The sequence below is a fragment of the Streptomyces cyaneus genome, assembly GCF_004028635.1.
GTDB classification, from domain to species: Bacteria; Actinomycetota; Actinomycetes; order Streptomycetales; family Streptomycetaceae; genus Streptomyces; species Streptomyces cyaneus.
In genome coordinates this window covers 829,042-850,081 of record NZ_ML138678.1, presented here as the reverse complement: position 1 = coordinate 850,081, position 21,040 = coordinate 829,042, and the positions used below count along the sequence as shown (strand labels likewise).

General features: G+C 70.2%; 23 protein-coding genes. 16 read left to right on the top strand and 7 right to left on the bottom strand.

Going from position 1 to position 21,040, the window contains the following annotated elements; genetic code table 11:
* The first annotated feature begins 27 nt into the window (after window positions 1–27).
* The 9 genes from EHO50_RS03790 (at window position 28) to EHO50_RS03750 (ending at window position 10,158) form a co-directional block, all read left to right on the top strand.
* Window positions 28–891, top strand: a complete 864-nt coding sequence (locus EHO50_RS03790; RefSeq protein ID WP_128428349.1) for a sugar phosphate isomerase/epimerase family protein — start codon at window positions 28–30, stop codon at window positions 889–891.
* The gene (locus tag EHO50_RS03785) at window positions 888–1,970 is read left to right on the top strand and encodes a zinc-dependent alcohol dehydrogenase (protein WP_128428348.1); all 1,083 of its coding nucleotides are present in this window, start codon (window positions 888–890) and stop codon (window positions 1,968–1,970) included. Before EHO50_RS03790 ends, EHO50_RS03785 begins: the two co-directional genes overlap by 4 nt.
* Window positions 1,967–3,238 (top strand): MFS transporter, encoded by a 1,272-nt coding sequence (locus EHO50_RS03780; RefSeq protein ID WP_128428347.1) that lies wholly within the window; start codon window positions 1,967–1,969, stop codon window positions 3,236–3,238. The genes EHO50_RS03785 and EHO50_RS03780 overlap by 4 nt, the downstream gene beginning before the upstream one ends.
* A 135-nt stretch (window positions 3,239–3,373) precedes the next feature.
* Window positions 3,374–4,591: an MFS transporter gene (locus EHO50_RS03775; RefSeq protein WP_164904740.1), complete on the top strand. Its 1,218-nt coding sequence runs from the start codon at window positions 3,374–3,376 to the stop codon at window positions 4,589–4,591.
* Window positions 4,592–4,696: 105 nt separating this feature from the next.
* Window positions 4,697–5,866, top strand: coding sequence for an acyltransferase family protein (locus tag EHO50_RS03770; protein WP_128428345.1), 1,170 nt, complete (start codon window positions 4,697–4,699; stop codon window positions 5,864–5,866).
* Between the two features lie 15 nt (window positions 5,867–5,881).
* Entirely contained in the window at window positions 5,882–7,072 is a 1,191-nt protein-coding gene (locus tag EHO50_RS03765) for an acyltransferase family protein (RefSeq protein ID WP_128428344.1), read from the top strand.
* Window positions 7,073–7,172: 100 nt separating this feature from the next.
* Window positions 7,173–7,955 (top strand): alpha/beta fold hydrolase, encoded by a 783-nt coding sequence (locus EHO50_RS03760; RefSeq protein WP_128428343.1) that lies wholly within the window; start codon window positions 7,173–7,175, stop codon window positions 7,953–7,955.
* A gap of 98 nt (window positions 7,956–8,053) precedes the next feature.
* On the top strand, window positions 8,054–9,256 hold the full coding sequence (locus EHO50_RS03755; protein ID WP_164904739.1) for an acyltransferase family protein: 1,203 nt from the start codon (window positions 8,054–8,056) through the stop codon (window positions 9,254–9,256).
* Window positions 9,253–10,158, top strand: a complete 906-nt coding sequence (locus EHO50_RS03750) for an NADP-dependent oxidoreductase (protein ID WP_164904738.1) — start codon at window positions 9,253–9,255, stop codon at window positions 10,156–10,158. The genes EHO50_RS03755 and EHO50_RS03750 overlap by 4 nt, the downstream gene beginning before the upstream one ends.
* Here EHO50_RS03750 and EHO50_RS03745 read toward each other — a convergent pair.
* A complete protein-coding gene (locus EHO50_RS03745) occupies window positions 10,151–10,345 on the bottom strand; it encodes a DUF397 domain-containing protein (RefSeq protein ID WP_128428340.1) in 195 nt (64 codons plus the stop codon). The two genes, EHO50_RS03750 and EHO50_RS03745, sit on opposite strands and share 8 nt — an antisense overlap.
* Window positions 10,327–11,157: a helix-turn-helix domain-containing protein gene (locus tag EHO50_RS03740; protein WP_128428339.1), complete on the bottom strand. Its 831-nt coding sequence runs from the start codon at window positions 11,155–11,157 to the stop codon at window positions 10,327–10,329. Before EHO50_RS03740 ends, EHO50_RS03745 begins: the two co-directional genes overlap by 19 nt.
* 114 nt (window positions 11,158–11,271) lie before the next feature.
* Between EHO50_RS03740 and EHO50_RS03735 the strand changes: the two genes are divergently transcribed.
* From EHO50_RS03735 to EHO50_RS03715, 5 genes are read left to right on the top strand one after another with little or no spacing between them, the layout of a single operon-like run.
* On the top strand, window positions 11,272–11,478 hold the full coding sequence (locus tag EHO50_RS03735) for a hypothetical protein (protein WP_079052616.1): 207 nt from the start codon (window positions 11,272–11,274) through the stop codon (window positions 11,476–11,478).
* Complete coding sequence (locus EHO50_RS03730) at window positions 11,475–11,690, top strand: hypothetical protein (RefSeq protein WP_128428338.1); 216 nt, start codon at window positions 11,475–11,477, stop codon at window positions 11,688–11,690. The genes EHO50_RS03735 and EHO50_RS03730 overlap by 4 nt, the downstream gene beginning before the upstream one ends.
* A gap of 30 nt (window positions 11,691–11,720) precedes the next feature.
* Window positions 11,721–12,341, top strand: coding sequence for a DUF1266 domain-containing protein (locus EHO50_RS03725; protein WP_128428337.1), 621 nt, complete (start codon window positions 11,721–11,723; stop codon window positions 12,339–12,341).
* A gap of 26 nt (window positions 12,342–12,367) precedes the next feature.
* Window positions 12,368–13,114 (top strand): DNA repair protein RecO, encoded by a 747-nt coding sequence (recO, locus tag EHO50_RS03720; RefSeq protein ID WP_128428336.1) that lies wholly within the window; start codon window positions 12,368–12,370, stop codon window positions 13,112–13,114.
* A 22-nt stretch (window positions 13,115–13,136) separates the two neighbouring features.
* Window positions 13,137–13,973 (top strand): isoprenyl transferase, encoded by an 837-nt coding sequence (locus EHO50_RS03715; protein WP_128428335.1) that lies wholly within the window; start codon window positions 13,137–13,139, stop codon window positions 13,971–13,973.
* A 266-nt stretch (window positions 13,974–14,239) separates the two neighbouring features.
* Here EHO50_RS03715 and EHO50_RS03710 read toward each other — a convergent pair whose 3' ends face one another.
* From EHO50_RS03710 to EHO50_RS03695, 4 genes are all read right to left on the bottom strand, one after another.
* Window positions 14,240–14,650, bottom strand: a complete 411-nt coding sequence (locus tag EHO50_RS03710) for a Fur family transcriptional regulator (RefSeq protein ID WP_128428334.1) — start codon at window positions 14,648–14,650, stop codon at window positions 14,240–14,242.
* Between the two features lie 61 nt (window positions 14,651–14,711).
* A complete protein-coding gene (locus tag EHO50_RS03705; RefSeq protein ID WP_128428333.1) occupies window positions 14,712–15,614 on the bottom strand; it encodes a metal ABC transporter permease in 903 nt (300 codons plus the stop codon).
* Window positions 15,614–16,381 carry a metal ABC transporter ATP-binding protein gene (locus EHO50_RS03700; RefSeq protein WP_425472124.1) on the bottom strand — a complete coding sequence of 256 codons (768 nt, stop codon included), beginning with the start codon at window positions 16,379–16,381 and terminating at the stop codon, window positions 15,614–15,616. Before EHO50_RS03700 ends, EHO50_RS03705 begins: the two co-directional genes overlap by 1 nt.
* A 17-nt stretch (window positions 16,382–16,398) precedes the next feature.
* Complete coding sequence (locus EHO50_RS03695; protein ID WP_128428332.1) at window positions 16,399–17,361, bottom strand: metal ABC transporter substrate-binding protein; 963 nt, start codon at window positions 17,359–17,361, stop codon at window positions 16,399–16,401.
* A 162-nt stretch (window positions 17,362–17,523) separates the two neighbouring features.
* Here EHO50_RS03695 and EHO50_RS03690 point away from each other — a divergent pair, with 162 nt between their 5' ends.
* Window positions 17,524–18,906, top strand: coding sequence for a glycine--tRNA ligase (locus EHO50_RS03690; protein ID WP_128428331.1), 1,383 nt, complete (start codon window positions 17,524–17,526; stop codon window positions 18,904–18,906).
* 105 nt (window positions 18,907–19,011) lie between these two features.
* Here EHO50_RS03690 and EHO50_RS03685 read toward each other — a convergent pair whose 3' ends face one another.
* The gene (locus EHO50_RS03685) at window positions 19,012–20,118 is read right to left on the bottom strand and encodes an endonuclease/exonuclease/phosphatase family protein (RefSeq protein ID WP_128428330.1); all 1,107 of its coding nucleotides are present in this window, start codon (window positions 20,116–20,118) and stop codon (window positions 19,012–19,014) included.
* 195 nt (window positions 20,119–20,313) lie between these two features.
* Between EHO50_RS03685 and EHO50_RS03680 the strand changes: the two genes are divergently transcribed.
* A complete protein-coding gene (locus EHO50_RS03680; RefSeq protein WP_128428329.1) occupies window positions 20,314–20,925 on the top strand; it encodes a LysE family translocator in 612 nt (203 codons plus the stop codon).
* Window positions 20,926–21,040: the final 115 nt, after the last annotated feature.

The following is a 21,040-nucleotide window of genomic DNA, read 5'->3' as shown; positions in this document are numbered from 1 at the left end:
CGCCGTTTCTTACAGGGGGTGGTGGAGATGACCGCCGTTTCTGACAGGGGGCAGGGCCTGACCGGCGTATCCGACGAGGAACAGGTCCCGACCGCCACCGCCGTGGCCGCCCCCCAGTGGCGGATCAGTACCGACCGGCGGGTGGCGGCCCGGGTCGCTCTCGCGGAAGGGGCCGATCAACTGCATCTGGACTTCGGTGGGGCGCATCGCGGGCCGCTGCTGAGCGACCCCGTGGAACTGCGTGAGGCCGAGGCGATCGCCAGGGACGTCCCGGTGCCCGTCCTCGCGGTGAACCACGTCAACGACATCGGCCTGGCCGAGGAGCACGGCACGGCGAACCCGTCGGCCGTCACCCTGCTGGAGCGAGCCCTGGAGTGCGCGCGGAGGCTGGGGGCACGCGTCCTGCACGTCCCCGGCTTCCGGCGCAGCCTGCCGACCAGCGAGGGGCTGCGGGACGGTACCGCCGACGCGCTGCGCGTGCTGTGCGAGCGGGTCGCGGCGGCGGACCTGACCCTCGCCTACGAGTCACCCCTCGGCCCCGCCGACTCCCTCGTCCTCGCCCGCCGCGTGGACCACCCGGCCCTGCGCCTGGTCCTGGACACCGGCAACCTCCTGGACGCCGGTGAGGACCCCTCGCGCTTCGCCGACCTCGTCGGGGCCGCCGGGCTGCTCCTGCCGGACCTGCACGTCAAGGAACCCGCACACGCCACCGACGGCGGCACCCCGGTGCCGGGCACGGCCTTCGACGCCCTGCCCGGCCTGCTGCGGCGCTCGGGCGCCCGCTCGGTGCTCGTCGAGAACGACTACGCCCACTCACCGACCCGACTCAGGACGGACATCGCACTGTGCCGTACCGCGATCGGGCTCAGCCACGCCAAGGACGAACGATGAAAGCCATCCTGCTCACCGGCCCCCGCACGGTGACGGTCACCGAGGTCGCCCCGCCCGAGCCGGGCCCGGACGAGGTACTGGTCCGGGTGGCCCTGCTCGGCCTGTGCGGCACGGACCTCGGGTTTTACGACGGCAGCAGCAACTACCTCCACGACGGCCTGAAGAGCTACCCCTTCGTCCCGGGCCACGAGTGGATCGGCACGGTGACCCGCCTGGGCCCCGGCGCCGACCCCGCCCTGGCCGGGCAACGCGTCGCGGGACACAACTTCCGTACCTGCGGCCGCTGCCCGCACTGCCGCGCGGGCCGTATCAGGTACTGCCCGAACCGCAGCGAGATCGGCGTCCTCGGCCCGCTTCCAGGCGCCGGAGCGCAGCTGATCACCGTACCCGTGAGCACCCTGACCCGGATCCCCGACACCCTGTCCGACGCCGCCGGCGCGCTGCTGGAGCCGACCGCCGCCGCGGTCCACGCGGTGGACCGGCTCGCCGTGACCTCCCGCGACCGGGTCGCGGTCCTCGGCGCGGGCACCCTGGGGCTCGCGGCGGCACAGGTCGCCCAGCACCTGGGCGCCCCCACCGTCGTCTTCGACCCCCAGCCCACCGCCCGCGAACTGGCACACCGCCTCGGCCTGCGCGCCGAGGCCGCGCCCGGCGACGCGGACGCGGAGGCGTACGACGCCGTGATCGAGGCGTCCGGCAGCGTGGCGGCGGTCCGCTCCGCCGTCCGCCTGGTCGCGTCCGGCGGGCGGGTGGCCCAGCTCGGCACGCCCCACCACGCGGTCGACGCATTCGACGCGGCGGGCCTGGTCATCCGGGACGTCACGGTGCACGGCGTGCTGTCCGGAATCGGCTACTGGGACCGGCTCGTCGCGCTGGTGGAATCGGGCGCGGTGGACCTGGACGCCCTCGTCGACGGCGTCTTCCCGCTCGACGACCTGGACGCCGCCTTCGCCCGCCTCGCGGACGGCGGGCGCGCTCGGCCCAAGGTCCTCGTCCAGGTCGATCCGGCCCTGCGGGACGTGACGGGTGCTCCGGCGCGCGCGGCCTCCCGGGACACCGCGGCCGGGGCGCGCCGGTGAGCGCGGAGGCCCCGCCGGCCGCGCCGGCCAGGATCGACGCACCGACCGCAGCCCGCCTCGCCGTGCTCGCCGCGGCCACCTTCGTCTACGTCACCTTCGAGGTCTTCCCGGTCGGACTCATCCACGACATCGCCGCCGACCTGGACGTCGGCGCCGGCCGGGTCGGACTGCTCATCAGCGGATACGCCGTCGTCGCCGCCGTCGTCACCATCCCGACCGTCGCCCTCGCCGCACGCGTGTCCCGCGGTACGGCCCTGGTGGTCTCCCTACTGGTCCTGGTCGTCGCCGAGTTGCTCGCGGCGGCCGCCACGGGGTTCGCCATGATGGCGGTCAGCAGGGTCGCCGCGGCGCTGACCCACGGGGTGCTCTGGTCGCTGATCGCTCCGGCGGCCGCCACCCTGGTGCCCCGGGAGCGGGTGGGGACCGCGACCGCCGTGGTGTTCGGCGGCTCCTCGCTCGCGGCGATCGTGGGCAGCCCGGGCACGACGTTCGTCGGGGAGTTCATCGGGTGGCGGGCCACCGCCCTGCTGCTGGCGGCGGCCACGGTGGCGGTGACCCTCGCACTGGTGTGGGCCCTGCGACCGCGGCCGACGACGAACGCGTCGCTCCACGACGGCCCGGCGGGAGCCCCGCCCGGGACGGTGGACCGGTCGGCGGCGGAGCGGTCCCCCGTCGATAGGTCGGCGGCGGATCGGTCGGTGGTCGACTGGAGCGCGGTCCTGACGCTGTGCGCCGTCGCCGTGGTGCTGGTCGTCGCGCACTTCCTCAGCTACACGTACTTCGCCGTCATCGTCACCGACGTCACGGGCGGGTCGGGGGCGGTGGTCGTCCTGCTGGCCGTCTTCGGCGGCGCGGGGGCGGTGGGGACGTATCTCATCGGCCGTCACAACGACAGCTCTCCACAACGCTCCGCGGTCGTGACCATGGCCGCCTTCGCGGCGGGGGTCGGTCTCCTGGCCCTCGCCTTCGCCCCGGTCCCGACGGCCGTGCGCTGTGCCGTGGCCGCCGTCGCCGTCGCCGTGTGGGGCGGGGCGTTCGCCGCCGCGGGGCCCGTCTTCCAGACGGGGGTGATGCGGCTGGCGGGCGCGGACGCCGACCGGGCGTCCTCCGTCTACGTCACCGGCTTCCAGATCGGCATCGCGGGCGGGTCGGCCCTCGGCGCGATGCTCCTCGGACAGCCGGTCGGCCTGCTCCCGCTGGTCTCGGCCGTGCTGGCCACGGCGGTGCTGGTCGCCGTGCTGATCCGGCGTCCGGTGCCCAACGCCTGACGGCGCGTCTGCACGGCGCCTGTGTAGCTCCATCGGCAAAGCTGCTTGTATAGTGGACAGCGAGCCAATAAAATAATCTTCAGTCCGGAAAAAGGGCTGCCCGTCGCACACGAGAGGCACTGCATGCGGTCCCGTATGGCTGTCCTGATCCTGGCCATCTTCTGCGTCGGCACCGCCGAGCTCGCGCCGAGCGGCATGCTGGGCGACCTGTCCCGGGACCTGTCGGTGACCATCCCCACCGCGGGGCTCCTGGTGACCGTCTACGCCCTGACCGTGGTGGTCGGCGGGCCGCTGGTCACCGCGGCCACCACCCGGGTCCGGCGCAAGCACCTGCTCGTAGGTCTGCTGCTGGTCTCGGTCGCCGGAAACGTCGTCTCCAGCCTCGCCCCCACCTTCGGGCTGCTGGTCGTGGGCCGCATGCTCACCGCCGTCATCCACGGCACCTTCCTCGCCGTGTGCGTCGTCATCGCGGGCGACATGGCCGACGAGGGCAAGGAGGGGTCGGCGATCGCCGGCACCCAGCTGGGCATCAACCTCGCGACCGTGCTCGGGGTTCCGCTCGGCACCCTGGTGGCCCAACAACTGAACTGGCGGGCCACGTTCGGCAGCGTCGCCGTCCTCGCGCTGCTCGCCACCGTCCTGATCCTGCTGGTCATCCCGGACGGCGGCGGCACCAGCGGATCGTCCGCGGCACACGAGCTGCGTGTGTTCCGCAAATGGCAGGTGGTGGGGACCGTCCTGGCCACCGTCCTGTGCTCGGCCGGCATGTTCACGCTGATCACCTACATGGTGCCGCTGCTCACCGACGTCGGGGACTTCCCGTCCGCGTGGGTCCCTGCGGTGCTCGTCGCCTACGGCCTGGGCTCCATCGTCGGCAACACCATCGGCGGCAGGTGCGCCGACCGGTCCGTCGACGCGGCGGTGCTCGGCCTGTCCTGGGCCCTCGCCGCCGTCTGCCTCCTGTACTGGGTCGCCGCCCCCTCACCGGTCGGCGCGGCCGCCTTCCTGATCCTCTTCTCCATGGCGACCTTCGCCCTCATCCCCGGCCTCCAGGCCAAGGTGCTCTCCGCCGCCGCGGACGCGCCGACGCTGTCCCTGACCGCCAACATGTCCGCCTTCGGACTCGGCGCCGCCCTCGGCTCCTGGGCCGGCGGCCAGATCATCGACCAGGGCCTCGGCATCCGCTCGGTCACGGTCGGCGCCGCGGCGTTCACCGCCCTCGGTGCCCTGCTCATCGCCCAGACGGTGCACAGCGGCCGGCGCCGGCGCAAAGCCGTCAACGACCCGGCGCAGGGCGGCACTTCGGACCGGCAGCCCGCCGACTCCGGGACCACCGCCGCGCCGACCGCCTGAACCGGACCTCCCGACCCCGGACGTCCAGACCCAGACCTCCCGACCCCGGACGTCCCGACCCTGGACCTCCCGACCCCGGACCTTTCTCACGAGAAAGCCACCGCCATGTCGAGCAGCCTCGCGCCCTCCACCAGGCCCAAGCTTCCTTCGCTGACCGGGCTGCGCTTCATCGCCGCCGCCCTGGTCTTCTTCTTCCACGCCTCACTGATCTTCATATCGATGAACCCCTTCGCCGACCCGGACACAGCCGACGGCTTCCGCTGGCTGTTCAGCAAGGCCGGCTGGATGGGGGTGTCGTTCTTCTTCGTCCTCAGCGGCTTCGTCCTGACCTGGTCGGCCCGCCCCGGCGACACCGTCACCGGCTTCTGGCGCCGGCGCCTGGTGAAGATCTTCCCCAACCACGTCGCCACCTGGGCCCTGGCCATGATCCTGTTCGCCGGGACGGCGATCTCGGCCAAGGTGTGGCTGCCGAACCTCTTCCTGATCCACTCCTGGTTCCCCGACCCCACCGTCCATCTGAGCCTCAACGCCCCCGCCTGGTCGCTCTGCAGCGAACTGCTCTTCTATCTGCTGTTCCCGTTCCTGCTGCGGCCGGTTCTGCGGATCAAGGAGCGCGGCCTGTGGCTGTGGGCGGCGGTCATGGTCGCCGGCATGCTGGCCGTGCAGCTGGTCACCGACTTCCTCGCGCCCAGCAGCCCCCCGGCACCCGGCACCGACGTGACGGTCTGGCAGTTCTGGTTCGGCTACAACTTCCCGCCGGTGCGGATGTTCGAGTTCGTCCTCGGCATGATCCTGGCCCGGCTGGTGCTCGCCGGCGCCTTTCCGCGGGTCGGGATCGTCCCGGCGGCCGTGCTCTGCGTGGCCGGTTACGCCGCGGCGATGGTGGTGCCGTTCCTCTACGGCCTCAACCTGATGACCGTCGTACCGATCTCCCTGCTGATCTGCGCGGTGGCGCACGCCGACGCGGACGGCACCCCGACGGTGCTGCGCGGCCGCACGATGCAGTGGCTCGGCGAGGTCTCCTTCGGCTTCTACCTCGCCCAGCAGATCGTGCTCTCGTTCGTGCGTACGACGCTGATGGACAACCGGACCGTCGCGACGCCGGCCGGTGTCGCCGTCGTGGCGGCCGAGTTCGCCGGATCGCTGGCCCTCGGCTGGCTGCTCCTGGTGTGCGTCGAACGCCCCGCCATGCGCCGCTGGGCCCGCCCCCGCAGGAAGACCGCGGACCCGGCCGAATCCTCCCCGACCCCGCAGCAGCTGACCGCCGCCTCCTGAAGGGAACAGGCATCCATGACCTCGTCGTCCCCCGCTGTCGCCACCGACGGCGCCCTGGGGAGCTACCGGACCAAGCTTCCCTCACTGACCGGGCTGCGTTTCATAGCCGCCGCGCTGGTCTTCTTCTTCCACGCGACCTTCAGCGACCCGCCCATGAACCCGTTCGCCGACGAGAGTTGGGAGGAGGGCTTCCGCTGGCTGTTCAGCAAGGCCGGCTGGATGGGGGTGTCGTTCTTCTTCGTCCTCAGCGGCTTCGTGCTGACCTGGTCGGCCCGGCCCGGTGACACGCTCACGGGCTTCTGGCGCCGGCGCCTGCTGAAGATCTTCCCCAACCACGTCGTCATGTGGGCGCTCGCCATGGTCCTGTTCGCCGGGGCGATGACGCCGGTGTCCGCGTGGCTGCCGAACCTGTTCCTGATCCACTCGTGGTTCCCGCAGCACGACACCTTCATCAGCGTGAACCCGCCGAGCTGGTCGCTCTGCAGCGAGCTGCTCTTCTACCTGCTGTTCCCGCTCCTGCTGCGGCCGGTGCAGCGGATCAAGGAGAGCGCGCTGTGGATCTGGGCTGCCGCCATGGTCGCCGGGATGCTGGCCGTACAGCTGGTCACCGACTTCCTGATGCCGCAGCACCCGCCGACCCCGGAAGGCTTCGGCATCTCCCTGTGGGAGTTCTGGTTCGGCTACAACTTCCCGCCGGTGCGGATGTTCGAGTTCGTCCTCGGCATGATCCTGGCCCGGCTCGTGGCGGCCGGAGCCGCACCCCGCATCGGGATCATCGCGGCCTCCCTGCTGTGCCTGGTCGGCTACGCCGCCGCGATGGTGGTGCCGTTCCTCTACGGCCTCAACCTGATGACGGTCGTCCCCATCGCCCTGCTGATCTGCGCGGTGGCCCGCGCCGACGTGGAGGGCGCCCCGACGGTGCTGCGCGGCCGCACGATGCAGTGGCTCGGCGAGGTCTCCTTCGGCTTCTACCTCGCCCAGTACGTGGTCATGTACTCCGTCCGTACGACGCTGATGGACGAGCGGCTCTTCAGCCCGCTCCCCGGTGTCCTAGTCCTCCTCGGCTTCTTCTGCGCCACCCTCCTGGCCGGCTGGCTCCTCCTGGTGTGCGTCGAGCGCCCGGTGATGCGCCGCTGGGCCAGGCCGCCGGCCGCCCGGACCACACCACGGGACGAGGAGCCGAGCCCGGCCCCGGCCCTGCGCTGAGTCCTCCCGCGTACCCCCACGGGCCCCATGGACCCCCACGGGCCCCATGTTCCTCACAACCCCCGAGTTCCCCCCACCACCCGCAAGTTAGGAGATTCCCGTGCCCACGATCGACGTCAATGGCACCCCCGTCCACTACACCTCCCAGGGCAGCGGACCCGGACTGCTGTTCGTGCACGGCACGGCCGCGGACGGCGAGACCAACTGGGGCCACCTCCGTGAGCACTTCACCGAGGGCCGCACCGTCATCACCCCCGACTACTCGGGCAGCGGCAAGACGCCCCTGCACGCCGACGAGCTGAGCCTGGACGAGCTGGTCGACCAGGTCATCGGCGCGGCCCGGGCGGTGACCGACGAGCCGTTCGACATCGTCGGGTTCTCGCTCGGCGCGGTCGTCGCGGCCGCCGCGGCGGCCAAGTACCCCGAGCTGGTCCGCCGGCTGATCGTCATCAACGGCTGGGCCCGCAACGACGATCCGCGCCAGCAGCTCGCCGTCGACCTGTGGCGGCGGCTGCCGGACATCGACGCGGATGCCTTCGCCGCCTACAGCGCACTGCTGATCTTCTCGCCGCCGTTCCTCGCCGGCTTCGGCAGCGACGGCGTCAAGGCCACCGTCGCCGGGATCACCGCGGAGGCCGGCACCCTGCGTCAGATCGAGCTCGACCACCGCGTCGACATCACCGAACTGCTGCCCGCCATCGGCGCCCGCACGCTCGTCGTCGGCTCCAGCCGGGACCTGCTGATCCCCGTGGAGCACTCGCGCGAGATCCACCAGGCCGTCAAGGGCAGCGAGTACGCCGAGCTGGAGAGCGGCCACATGGTCGTCTTCGAGAAGACCGCCGAACTGGTCCAGCTGATCACCGAGTTCCTCGACCGGGACTGACCCCGACCGGCAGTCGCCCGTGCGGCCGGAGCGAGCGCATCCGGCCCCTCCGGCCGCACCGGGCCTGCCCACTTCCCGTCTTCCTCCGGAGAGACACCTTGTCCATATCCGCTGAATCCGCCGAATCCGCCGCGATATCCACGGAGCGTGCCCCCCGGCCGCAACAGGCTGTGCACGGCAGGCTCCCTTCCCTGACCGGGCTGCGTTTCATCGCCGCCCTGCTGGTCTTCTGCTACCACTCCTCACTCGCCCTGCCCGCCCTCAACCCCTTCGCCTCCGAAGACGTCTCCGACGGCTACCGGTGGCTGTCCAGCAACGCCGGCTGGGCCGGGGTGAGCTTCTTCTTCATCCTCAGCGGCTTCGTGCTGACCTGGTCGGCCCGCGAGGGCGACCGGCCCCGGCACTTCTGGCGCCGCCGGTTCTTCAAGATCTACCCGAACCACCTCGTCACCTGGGTCCTGGCCCTGGCCCTGCTCTCCGGATCCGCCACCCAGTGGTGGCAGGCAGTACCGAACCTCGCCCTGGTGCACGCCTGGATCCCGGAGTTCACGGTCTTCCTCGGCGTGAACCCGCCCAGCTGGTCCCTCGCCTGCGAGCTCTTCTTCTACCTGTGCTTCCCGCTGTTCCTGCGCTGGATCAAGCGGATCCCGGCGGCGCACCTGTGGCGCTGGGCCGCCGGTGTCGCCGCCGCGGTGATCGCCGTACCGGCACTGGCGTATCTGCTGCTGCCCGCGAACCCGCCGATGCCCGAGGGGTCCCCGGCGTCCGTCTGGCAGTACTGGAGCGTGTACATGCTGCCGCCGGTGCGCGCCCTGGACTTCGTGCTCGGCATGCTGATGGCGCGCATCGTCCTCACCGGCCGCCGGTTCACGGTCAAGCCGCTGCCCGCCGCGCTCGCCTGCGTGGCGGCGTACGCCCTGTCCCTGTACGTCCCGTGGCTCTACGCCCTCGACGCGGTCTTCGTCGTCCCGATGGCCCTGCTGATCCCGGCGGTCGCCCTCATGGACACCTCGGGGCGGCCCTCGGTGCTGCGCAGCCGGGCGATGGTCTGGCTCGGCGAAGTGTCCTTCGCCTTCTACATGGTTCATCTCATCCTGCTGAACGTCGTCCGAGACATCCTCGGCCCCGACCGGTACTTCGGGACCGCCGCCGGCATCGGCGTGCTGCTCGCGCAGATGCTGCTGACGCTCGGCGTGGCATGGCTGCTGTACGCGGCGGTGGAGAAGCCGGCCATGCGCCGACTGGGCAGGTCCCGCAAGGAGCCCGCCCGCAACGAGTCCGCCCGCAAGGAGTTCGCATGAAAGCCGTGATCATCGACCGCTACGGACCGCCCGAGGTCCTGACCGTGGCCGACCTGGACGAGCCTCGGCCGGGCCCCGGGGAGATCCTCGTCCGGGTGGCGGCGGTCGCCGTGAACCCGGTCGACCTGGCCGTCCGCCGCGGCGACATACCCTCCCCGGTGCTGCCGGCCGTCGTCGGCTGGGACGTCTCCGGAACGGTCGTCGAGACGGGCCCTGGCGCCACTCGCTTCCGGGCCGGTGACCGGGTGATCGCCGCACGCTCCCAACTGGCCACCGGGGCCGGGGTGAGCGCTGAGTACGTCGTCCTGGACGAGACCCTCGCGGCCGGCGCCCCCGGTAACGTGCCGCTGGAGGACGCCGCGGCGATGCCGCTGGCCGCCCTCACCGCCGAGCAGGCACTCGACCGGCTGGGCACCGACTTCCAGGGACGTCTCCTGGTCAGCGGCGCCGCGGGCGCGGTCGGCGGTCACCTCGTCCAGCTGGCCGCCCTGCGCGGCTGGCGTCCGGCGGGCCTCGCCCGCGCGTCCGACGCGCCCACAGTGAAGGAACTCGGCGCCGCCGAGGTCTTCTCGGACACCGACGCGCCCCCGGCCCGTTCCTTCGACGCCGTCATCGACGCGGCGGGCCGCCCGTCGACGATCGAGGCGCTACGGGACGGCGGCCGCTTCATCTCCCTCACGCCGTTCGCGGTACCGGAGGCCGAGCGGTCGGTCGACGTGGAGATCTACGGCGTCCAGACGGACGGCACCATGCTCGACGCCCTGGCCCGCCACGTCGAGGCGGGCAAGCTGACGCTGCGCGTCGCCCACGTCCTCCCGTTCGAGAACGCACCACGCGCCCACGCCCTCCTGGAAGCAGGCGGCACCCGAGGCAAGATCCTGCTGACGCCGACGGCTACCTGAGCGCGTCGAGGAAGCCGTTCCAGGCGGGGGCGGGGATGAGGAGCACGGGACTGTCCGAGGCGAGCTTGGAGTCTCGGACGGGCACGACGCCGGGGACTCCGTCGGCGACCTCGATGCAGTTGCCGCCATCGCCGTTGCTGTACGTGCTCTTGCGCCAGCTCGCGTTGCTCAGGGCGTACTCGTGCATCGTCTGAAGTCCTCAGCCGCCGATTGGATCAGGGTGAGGGACGCCTCCGGCGACAGTGCGGCTCCCCTGAGCAGATCGTAGGCTCGGCTCGCTCGCTTCACCACTGCCGGGTCGTCCAGGAGGCTTCCCGAAAACGAGGTCTCTGTATAGGCGGTTGGAGGAGCGTCCTCGAACTCCATGAGGCGCAGCGAGCCGTTGTTCGCCGGTGGCCCCGCCGAGAACGGAAGCACCTGCAAGACCACCTTGCGCTCGCGGGCCACAGCAGCCATGTGCTCCAGCGCGTCAGCCGCGACCTCCGGTCCACCCACCGGGACGCGGAGCACTGTCTCATGCACGATCGCCCAATACTCCGGCCTTGTAGCGTCCTTGACGATATGAGACCGCTCGACGCGGGCAGCGACCCGGTCGTCGATGAACTCGTCAGTCGCGAGCGGGTGTGTCGCCACCACGAGCGCTCTCGTGTATGCCGGTGTTTGCAGGAGCCCGGGGATGACGGAGGGCTCCCAGTCGGAGATCTTCGTGGCCAGCCGCTCCAGCTCCGCTGCGTGCGCGAAATAGTCCGCGTACCGCTCTTCCTTGATGAGCTTCCGCCACATCCGCTCGAAAATACCGTCGGTTTGCAGGGCCTCATCAATCCGCTGAGCCACGTCCAATTGTGGTTTTCGGATCGCCTGTTCGAACTGGCCGATGTAACCGCCGGAGACAAATACCCGCGCACCCAACTCCACCTGAGTGATACCGGCATCCTCCCGCCGCCGCTTCAGCTCCGCTCCGAAGAACTCCCACGCTGCCAGCCGCGAACCATTGGCCATGGCCAACCCCCTTGCACTTCCCCGCACTTGTAGAGCACAGACTCCTGCCGAGTGTAGGCGCCGCAGGTCACCATGGAGATGAAAAGGGTGAAACCCAAATAGGAGGGGAGTCACGTGACGGCACGACACTCGGCGCGCTGCGTCGAAGAAGCGGAGGAAGCAGTGAAGGAATTGCGGGCGGCGCTGGAGAAGGCAGGAATTACGCTCCCGACACTCCGGATCGATCCGGCGAGTCTTGCGCGTGAAGCCCCTTGCCCGCTCGTCGAATTGGGCCGGTGTTCGGTCGAGACCGCGCAGCGCCTCGCGGCGGTGCTGCGATGAAGCCACCGATCGGAGCGTATGTCGTCGACACTCGTTCGGGGAGAATCGGCATCGTCATGGGTCACGAGGGACCGTACGTCCAACTCAGACCATACGGCGGCGGCAAGGAATGGGACGCCGAGCCGACGACCGTACGTACGGCCAGCGCCGCCGAGCGGCTGCGCGCGGCGACGGCGTACGCGAACGCACGCAGCCGGGGTGAGGTTCCTTGACGTCGCGGCGGGCACGTAGGGTGCGGCGGCATGGCTTTGTGGAGATGGAGGAGACGCGGCGCGAAGGCGTCCCGCCGCTACCCCGTGCCGCTCACCACGCACCAGCTGTGGATGGTGTCGCTGAGCGCGCCGGTGAACCGGGACCGTGACGCCTCGCGCACCACGCTGTACCCGTTCACGCGGATCGACGACGACAGCGCCCGGCGCTGGCTGGCCGACCAGTGGGAGATCACCTCGCGTGAGCAGCTGGTCGGCCGGCTCGACGACCTGTCCCGCAGCGGCTACCGGGCCCGGGCGTACCGGCTCACCGGTGTCTCGCCGCTCGCCTGGGACGCCGCCCTGTACGTCGACATCGCCCGCCGTGGCTTCGCCTGCGGGCTGATCGGCGAGTCCGACGCCTGGACCGCGCTGAAGAACATCGTGCCGTCGGTGGCGGGGACGTACGGCTCGTGGCGGGAGTACGCCGATCACTATCTGCTCGGACGGCAGGTGTGGCGGGACGGGCTGCGCGGCATGGGGGAGGACGATCTCCCGGCCCCGCAGGCGGTGGCCGACGAGCATCTGCGGTCCCTGCTGGACCCGGCGAATCGTTCCAGCCCTTGGAACATCGCCCCCTGGGACACCATCAGCCACCCTGACCGCACCCCCTGACGCCAGCCGTACGAGACAATGACCCCATGAGTCTGTTCCGCGACGACGGCATCGTGCTGCGCACCCAGAAGCTCGGGGAAGCAGACCGGATCATCACGCTGCTCACGCGCGGGCACGGACGCGTGCGGGCCGTGGCTCGGGGTGTGCGGCGTACGAAGTCGAAGTTCGGGGCGCGGCTCGAACCGTTCTCCCATGTCGACGTGCAGTTCTTCGCGCGGGGGAGCGAGCTGATCGGGCGCGGGCTGCCGCTGTGTACGCAGAGCGAGACCATCGCACCGTACGGCGGCGGGATCGTCACCGACTACGCGCGCTACACGGCCGGGACGGCCATGCTGGAGACCGCCGAGCGGTTCACCGATCATGAGGGCGAGCCGGCCGTGCAGCAGTATCTGCTCCTCGTCGGCGCCCTGCGCACCCTCTCCCGCGGCGAGCACGCCCCGCACCTTGTTCTCGACGCCTTCCTGCTGCGGTCGCTCGCCGTCAATGGCTACGCCCCGAGCTTCAGCGACTGTGCGAAGTGCGGGATGCCGGGGCCGAACCGCTTCTTCTCGATGGCCTCCGGAGGCTCGGTCTGCGTCGACTGCCGGGTCCCCGGTAGCGTCGTACCGTCGCCGCAGACCCTGGAACTGCTCGCCGCGTTGCTTACGGGAGACTGGGAGACCGCGGACGCCTGCGAGCCGCGGTACGTCCGGGAGGGCAGCGGGTTGGTGTCCGCCTATCTGCACTGGCACCTGGAGCGCGGGTTGCGCTCACTTCGGTACGTCGAAAAGTAGAAGCAAGGGAGACGAGAGGCACATGGTCGTACGCGGGATCCTGGGGCGGCAGCGTCGGGAGTACAAGGCGCCGGAGCCGCATCCGTCCGGTGCCCGCGCGCCGAAGCTCCCCGGCGAGCTCGTCCCCAACCATGTGGCGATCGTCATGGACGGGAACGGCCGCTGGGCGAAGGAGCGCGGGCTGCCGCGCACCGAGGGGCACAAGGTCGGCGCCGAGCGGGTGCTGGACGTCCTCCAGGGCGCGGTCGAGATGGGCGTGGGGGCGATCTCCCTGTACGCCTTCTCCACCGAGAACTGGAAGCGGTCGCCGGACGAGGTGCGCTTCCTGATGAACTTCAACCGCGACTTCATCCGCAAGACCCGCGACCAGCTCGACGAGCTGGGGATCCGGGTGCGGTGGGTCGGCCGGATGCCCAAGCTGTGGAAGTCGGTCGCCAAGGAGCTCCAGATCGCCCAGGAGCAGACCAAGGGCAACGACAAGCTGACGCTGTACTTCTGCATGAACTACGGCGGGCGGGCCGAGATCGCGGACGCGGCGCAGGCCCTCGCGGCGGACGTGAAGGCGGGGCGGCTCGACCCGTCCAAGGTCAACGAGAAGACCTTCGCGAAGTACATGTACTACCCGGACATGCCGGACGTGGACCTGTTCCTGCGCCCGAGCGGTGAGCAGCGCACCTCCAACTACCTTCTCTGGCAGAGCGCTTACGCCGAGATGGTCTTCCAGGACGTCCTGTGGCCGGACTTCGACCGCCGTGACCTGTGGCGCGCGTGCGTGGAGTTCGCGTCGCGCGACCGGCGGTTCGGCGGGGCGATCCCGAACGAGGAACTGCTGGCCATGGAGGGCCGGACGGAGGACTGACGGCTCATTGGGGGTGCGGCGGGATCGGATTCGCCCCCGCCGCCCCTACCCGTCCCGTCCTCCAGGGGGCTCCGCCCCCTGGACCCCCGCTCCTCAAACGCCGGAGGGGCTGATTTCACCAGGACGCTTCACCTCTCGACGCCGGTCCAGGCATTCGAGCCCGTCCGGCGTTTGAGGACGAGGCCCCTTCAGGGCCGAAGCGGGGGTCTGGGGGCCGCAGGCCCCCAGGGGACGGTCACCCCCACTGACCCGCACTGTTCAGCGGCTCAACCTGCGGCGCACTCCGCGCACGTGCCGAAGATCTCCACCGTGTGCGCCACGTTCACATAGCCGTGCTCGGCGGCGATGGCGTCCGCCCACTTCTCCACCGCCGGGCCCTCGACCTCGACGGCCTTGCCGCAGACGCGGCAGACCAGGTGGTGGTGGTGTTCGCCGGTCGAGCAGCGGCGGTAGACCGACTCGCCGTCGGAGGTGCGCAGGACGTCGACCTCGCCCGCGTCGGCGAGGGACTGCAGGGTGCGGTAGACCGTGGTGAGCCCGACCGAGTCGCCCTTGTGCTTGAGCATGTCGTGGAGATCCTGCGCACTGCGGAACTCGTCGACCTCGTCAAGGGCCGCCGCCACGGCGGCCCGCTGCCGGGTGGCTCGGCCCTTCACGGGCGGTCCTGCCGTCGTCACCGGTTTGCCTCCTCACGTCTGCGCCTTGCCGGGCCATTGTGCCAGCCCGGACTGTCAGCGTTCAGACGCCGACCTTGCCGTCGGTCCCCCTGCTGGCCGGAATCGCGCACTCCGCGGGGTCGCCGGAGGGTTGCGCCGCGGCCAGGGCGCGGGCCCGGCGGCGGGCCAGCGGGGTTGCCAGCGCCGTCAGCGCGATGAACGCGCCGATGGTCAGCAGCACGATCGTCGCGCCGGGCGGCACGTCCTGGTAGTACGAGGTCACGGTGCCGCCGATCGTCACCGTGACGCCGATGGCGACGGCGATCGCGAACGTCGCCGCGAAGCTGCGGCTCAGCTGCTGGGCCGCCGCCACGGGGACGACCATGAGCGCGCTGACCAGCAGCAGGCCGACCACGCGCATCGCGACCGTCACCGTCACCGCCGCGGTGACCGCGGTCAGCAGGTTCAGGGCGCGTACCGGAAGGCCGGTGACCCTCGCGAACTCCTCGTCCTGGCTCACCGCGAACAGCTGGCGGCGCAGGCCGAGCGTGACCAGCACCACGAACGCCGCGAGCAGACAGATCGCCGTGACGTCCGACTCGCTCACGGTCGACAGGGAGCCGAAGAGGTACGACGTGAGGTTCGCGTTCGATCCCGTGGGCGCGAGGTTGATGAACATCACGCCGCCGGCCATACCGCCGTAGAAGAGCATCGCGAGGGCGATGTCGCCGCGGGTGCGGCCGTACCAGCGGATCAGCTCCATCAGCACCGCGCCGACGATCGAGACGATCGTCGCCATCCACACCGGGGACCAGGACAGCAGGAAGCCCAGGCCGACGCCGGTCATCGCGACATGGCCGATTCCGTCGCCCATCAGGGCCTGGCGGCGCTGGACCAGGTAGATGCCGATCGCGGGGGCCGTGATGCCGACCAGGACGGCGGCGAGCAGGGCCCGCTGCATGAAGGCGTAGTTCAGGATCTCCATCAGCTCAGCAGTCCCGTCCGGATCGGTTCGGCGTCGTGAGCCGCGTGCGGGTGGACGTGGTCGTGGCCGGGCAGCGCGTGCTGGCCGACCGCCTTCGGGGGCGGGCCGTCGTGCAGGACACAGCCGTCGCGCAGCACGACCGCCCGGTCGATCAGGGGCTCCAGGGGGCCCAGTTCGTGCAGGACGAGCAGGACCGTCGCACCGGCCGCGACCTGTTCCCTGAGCGTGCGGGCCAGGACTTCCTGGCTGGCCAGGTCGACGCCGGCCATCGGCTCGTCCATGATCAGCAGTTCGGGTTCGGAGGCCAGGGCGCGGGCGATCAGCACGCGCTGGTGCTGGCCGCCGGAGAGGGCGTTCACCGAGTCCTTGGCGCGGTCGGCCATCCCGACCAGCTCCAGGGCGCGCCGTACGGCCGCGTGGTCGGCCTTGCGCAGGACGCCGAAGCGGGTGCGGGACAGGCGGCCCGAGGAGACGACCTCGGTGATCGTGGCCGGGACGCCGCCCGCGGCGGTCGTGCGCTGCGGGACGTACCCCACCCGCGCCCAGTCGCGGAACCGTGCCCGCGCGGTGCCGAACAGTTCGATCTCACCGGCGGCGGCCGGTACCTGTCCGATGATGCTGCGCACGGCGGTCGACTTGCCGGAGCCGTTGGCGCCGAGCAGCGCGACGACCTCACCGCGGTGCACGGTGAGGTCGATGCCGCGCAGGACCGGGCGCGAGCCCAGCTCGGCGTGTACGCCGCGCAGCGAAATGACGGGCTCGCTCACGAGGTCCTCCGTAACGATCACTTGGCTCCCAGGGCGGTCTGCAGCGCCTTGAGGTTGGACTCCATCACCTGGAAGTAGTCGTCGCCCTTGGACTTGTCCGTGATGCCCTCGAGCGGGTCGAGGACGTCGGTGTCGAGGTTCGCGTCCTTGGCGATGGTCTTCGCGGTCTTGTCGCTGACGAGCGTCTCGTAGAAGACGGTGGTGACGCCGTCGGCCTTGGCCATCTTCTCAAGTTCCTTCACGCGCGCGGCGCTGGGCTCGGACTCGGGGTCGAGGCCGCTGATGGCCTCCTCGGTCAGTCCGTAGCGCTCGGCGAGGTAGCCGAAGGCGGCGTGCGTGGTGATGAAGACCTTGGACTTGCTGTTCTTCAGGCCGGTCTCGTACTGCGTGTTCAGGTCGCCGAGCTTCTTCACCAGGGCCGCGGTGTTCTTCTTGTAGTCGGCCGCGTGGTCCGGGTCGGCCTTCTCGAAGGCCTTGCCGACCCCCTCGGCGACCTCGGCGTACTTCACCGGGTCGAGCCAGATGTGGGGGTCCTTGCCGCCCTCTTCCTCATGGCCGTGCTCGTCGTCGTGCTCGGCCGCGTGGCCGCCGACCTCGTTGCCGTGCTCCTCCAGGGAGGTCAGGCCGGCTGCGTCGATCTTCGTCTTGAGGCCCGACTGCGCGATGGCCTCGTCCACGGACGGCTGGAGGCCCTTGAGATAGAGCGCCGCGTCGGACTCCTCGAGCTGCGCCCGCTGCTGGCTGCTGATCTCCAGGTCGTGCGGCTCCTGGCCGGGCTCGGTCAGGGTGGTGACGTTCACATGGCCGCCGCCTATCTGCTCGGCGAGGAAGGCCATCGGGTAGAACGACGCGACGACGTCGAACTTGTCCGTGTTGCCGGCGGCCGCGCTGTCCGTGGAGCAGGCCGAGAGAGAGCCGAGACCGAGGGCGGTCACGGCCGCGAGGGCAACCCCGGATATGTGGTGTCGTCGTACGTTCATGACAGTCATTTTCAGCAAAGTTGGAAACCATTGTCAACAAGCGTGAGCGGCCGTCCACAGAGCGCTACCGATTTGGTTGAGGGGGAGCCCCCGCCGGTACCCTGAAGCATTCGCTGTGAAGCGCCTCGCTTCGTCGCCCGTCGTCGTAATGAAGAGAGCACCGTGGCCGCCGACAAGATCGACACCATCGTCAGCCTGAGCAAGCGCCGTGGCTTCGTATTCCCCTGCAGTGAGATCTACGGCGGCCAGCGCGCCGCCTGGGACTACGGACCGCTGGGTGTCGAGCTCAAGGAGAACCTGAAGCGTCAGTGGTGGCGTTACATGGTGACGTCGCGCGAGGACGTGGTCGGTATCGACTCGTCCGTGATCCTGGCCCCCGAGGTCTGGGTCGCCTCCGGTCACGTCGCCACCTTCACGGACCCGCTGACCGAGTGCACCTCCTGCCACAAGCGGTTCCGCGCCGACCACTTGGAAGAGGCCTACGAGGCCAAGAAGGGCCACCTCCCCGAGAACGGCCTCGCGGACATCAACTGCCCGAACTGCGGCAACAAGGGCCAGTTCACCGAGCCCAAGCAGTTCTCGGGTCTGCTCTCCACCCACCTCGGCCCGACGCAGGACAGCGGCTCGATCGCCTACCTGCGCCCGGAGACCGCCCAGGGCATCTTCACCAACTTCGCCCAGGTGCAGACCACTTCGCGCCGCAAGCCGCCGTTCGGCATCGCGCAGATGGGCAAGTCCTTCCGCAACGAGATCACGCCCGGCAACTTCATCTTCCGCACCCGCGAGTTCGAGCAGATGGAGATGGAGTTCTTCGTCAAGCCGGGCGAGGACGAGAAGTGGCAGGAGTACTGGATGGAGCAGCGCTGGAACTGGTACACCGGCCTGGGCCTGCGCGAGGAGAACATGCGGTGGTACGAGCACCCCAAGGAGAAGCTCTCCCACTACTCCAAGCGCACCGCTGACATCGAGTACCGCTTCCAGTTCGGCGGCAACGAGTGGGGCGAGCTGGAGGGCGTGGCCAACCGCACCGACTACGACCTCGGCGCGCACTCCAAGGCCTCCGGCCAGGACCTCTCCTACTTCGACCAGGAGGCCGGCGAGCGCTGGACGCCGTACGTCATCGAGCCGGCGGCCGGTGTCGGGCGCGCGATGCTGGCGTTCCTGCTGGACGCGTACGTCGAGGACGAGGCGCCGAACGCCAAGGGCAAGATGGAGAAGCGCACGGTGCTGCGCCTCGACCACCGTCTGGCGCCGGTGAAGGTCGCCGTGCTTCCCCTTTCGCGGAACCCCGAGCTGTCCCCGAAGGCCAAGGGGCTCGCCCAGGCGCTGCGGCAGAACTGGAACATCGACTTCGACGACGCGGGTGCGATCGGTCGCCGTTACCGTCGCCAGGACGAGATCGGTACGCCGTACTGCGTGACGGTCGACTTCGACACGCTGGACGACAACGCCGTGACCGTGCGTGAGCGTGACTCGATGAAGCAGGAGCGTATTTCCCTGGACCAGATCGAGGGCTACCTGGCGAGCCGCCTCGTCGGCTGCTAGTCGGTTCAGCGTCTGCCCGGCTTGTGTTCGTTGCCGGGTGCGCGTTGTCTGTGGCTTGTCGCGCAGTTCCCCGCGCCCCTGAGGGGGTGGCGGGGAACCTGCGTTTTAGAGGTCCAGGTCGGCGTAGAGCGCCGCGTGGTCGGAGGCTGCGTCGGCCCTGGTCTTCACCGTGTCGAAGTGGTCGATGCCCTTCGCGGAGATTCCGCGGGTTTCGAGGCCGACCTGCTGCACTTTCGGCCACATCGGGGGCGGCAACATGAGGTAGTCGATCTTGTCCCCCTCGTTCTTGCATGTCCCGTGCGTGCCGGAGAACTTTCCGCGATAGGCGGGGTGGTCCATCACGTCGCGGAGGTCGGTGTCCCGCAGTACCGCGATGGCTTCACTGTCGGGGTTGTCGTTGAGGTCCCCGGCGACGACGACGTGCGGGGTGCGTTCCTGCGCGGCCCGGTAGATCTCCGCGACGCGCTTCGCCTGGGCGAGGCGCAGGTCCGGGTTGTCGTCGGCCTTGCTCTTCAGGTGGTTGCCGAGGACCACGAGCGGCGTGTCGTCCAACTCGACCTCGAACTCCGGGCAGTCACGGCTGAACAGGCGCCTGTCGGCGCGTGCCGGGTTGGTGTCGAAGACGTGGGACCGGACGGTCGTGATCGGGTGGCGGCTGAGGATCCCGATGTCGATGCCGCGGGGGTCGTTCCCGTCGATCAGCATGCTGTAGGGGTACGGTCGCCTGCCCAGCGCCTTGCCCAGGACCTGGGTGTTGAAGCGCTCCAGGGTGAGCCGGTCCTCGACCTCCACGGTGAGCAGGACGTCGGCGTCGACCTCGGCGACGACCCGGCCGGTGTTGTGCACGGCGGCCCAGTCGAGGTTGTCGCGGACGAGTTCCACCCAGCCGGTCCACGCCGCGCGGCCTTTCGCCTTGATGTCGATGGCGGTGGAGTTCCGCTCGGGCCGGGGGTTGAACAGGGTGTGCTGGCCGCGGGTCTCGTTGACAACGAACTGCCGTGTGCTGTCCTTGTCGCCCTTGTAGATGCCGTGCTTCCTGATGAGCTCGGCGATCCGGTCCTCGTCGGCCGCGTAGCTCTCCTTCTCCAGAAGGGAGACCAACTCGGCGTAGTCCTCCAGGACTTCCTGCCGCTCCTTGTGGTCCGTCATTCCGAAGACCTGCGGGCGGCGGAAGAGGTTCTCGGCGTTGAAGGTGGCAATACGGACGGCCATGGCGCGCCTCCTCGGGCGGCGCAGAAGTACTGCGGGGCCGACGGCAGGCGCCGCCGGGGTGACCGCACGCCGACATCTCCATTGTCCGAGCGGACGTGAACCGTGTCGAACGGAGCGGCGGCCGCTGATTGGTCCTGTTGTGCGGGAGGCGATTGGCCCTGTACCCCTGACCACGGCGAGGACAGGGTGGCCCGCATGAGTATCGCGTTCCTCCTCACCACCCTCGTCGTGGTCGCCACCCCCGGCACCGGCGTCGTCTACACCCTGGCCGCCGGGCTGTCCCGGGGCCGTCGTGCGAGTGTCGTCGCCGCCTTCGCGTGCACGCTCGGGATCGTGCCGCACATGCTGGCCACCGTCACCGGAGTCGCCGCCCTGCTGCACGCGAGCGCGACGGCGTTCCAGATCCTCAAGTACGCCGGTGTCGCCTACCTCTTGTACATGGCGTGGGCGACACTCAAGGACAAGGAGGCCATCGCGGTGGACGAGGGTGGCGCACCGCTGTCCTCGGGACGTGTGATCGTGCGCGGCGTACTGATCAACATCCTCAACCCGAAGCTGACGATCTTCTTCTTCGCGTTCCTGCCCCAGTTCGTCGACCCGGGCGAGGCGAACGCCCTGCCGCGCATGCTGGCGCTCGGCGCGGTGTTCATGCTGGCGACGTTCGTGGTCTTCGCGGCGTACGGGGTGCTCGCGGCCTCCGTCCGCAGCCACGTCATCACCCGGCCCCGGGTGATGACATGGCTGCGGCGGTCCTTTGCCGGGTCGTTCGTGGCGCTGGGGGCGAAGCTGGCGGTCACGGCCCGCTAGCTCTGGACCCACCTCGAGCGGAGTTCGTCGCGCAGTCGCCGGGCGACCTGGCCCATGAGGGCGTCGGCGCCCGGCTGTCGGCCGGCGGCCACCCGGGACGCATGCCGGTCTTGGA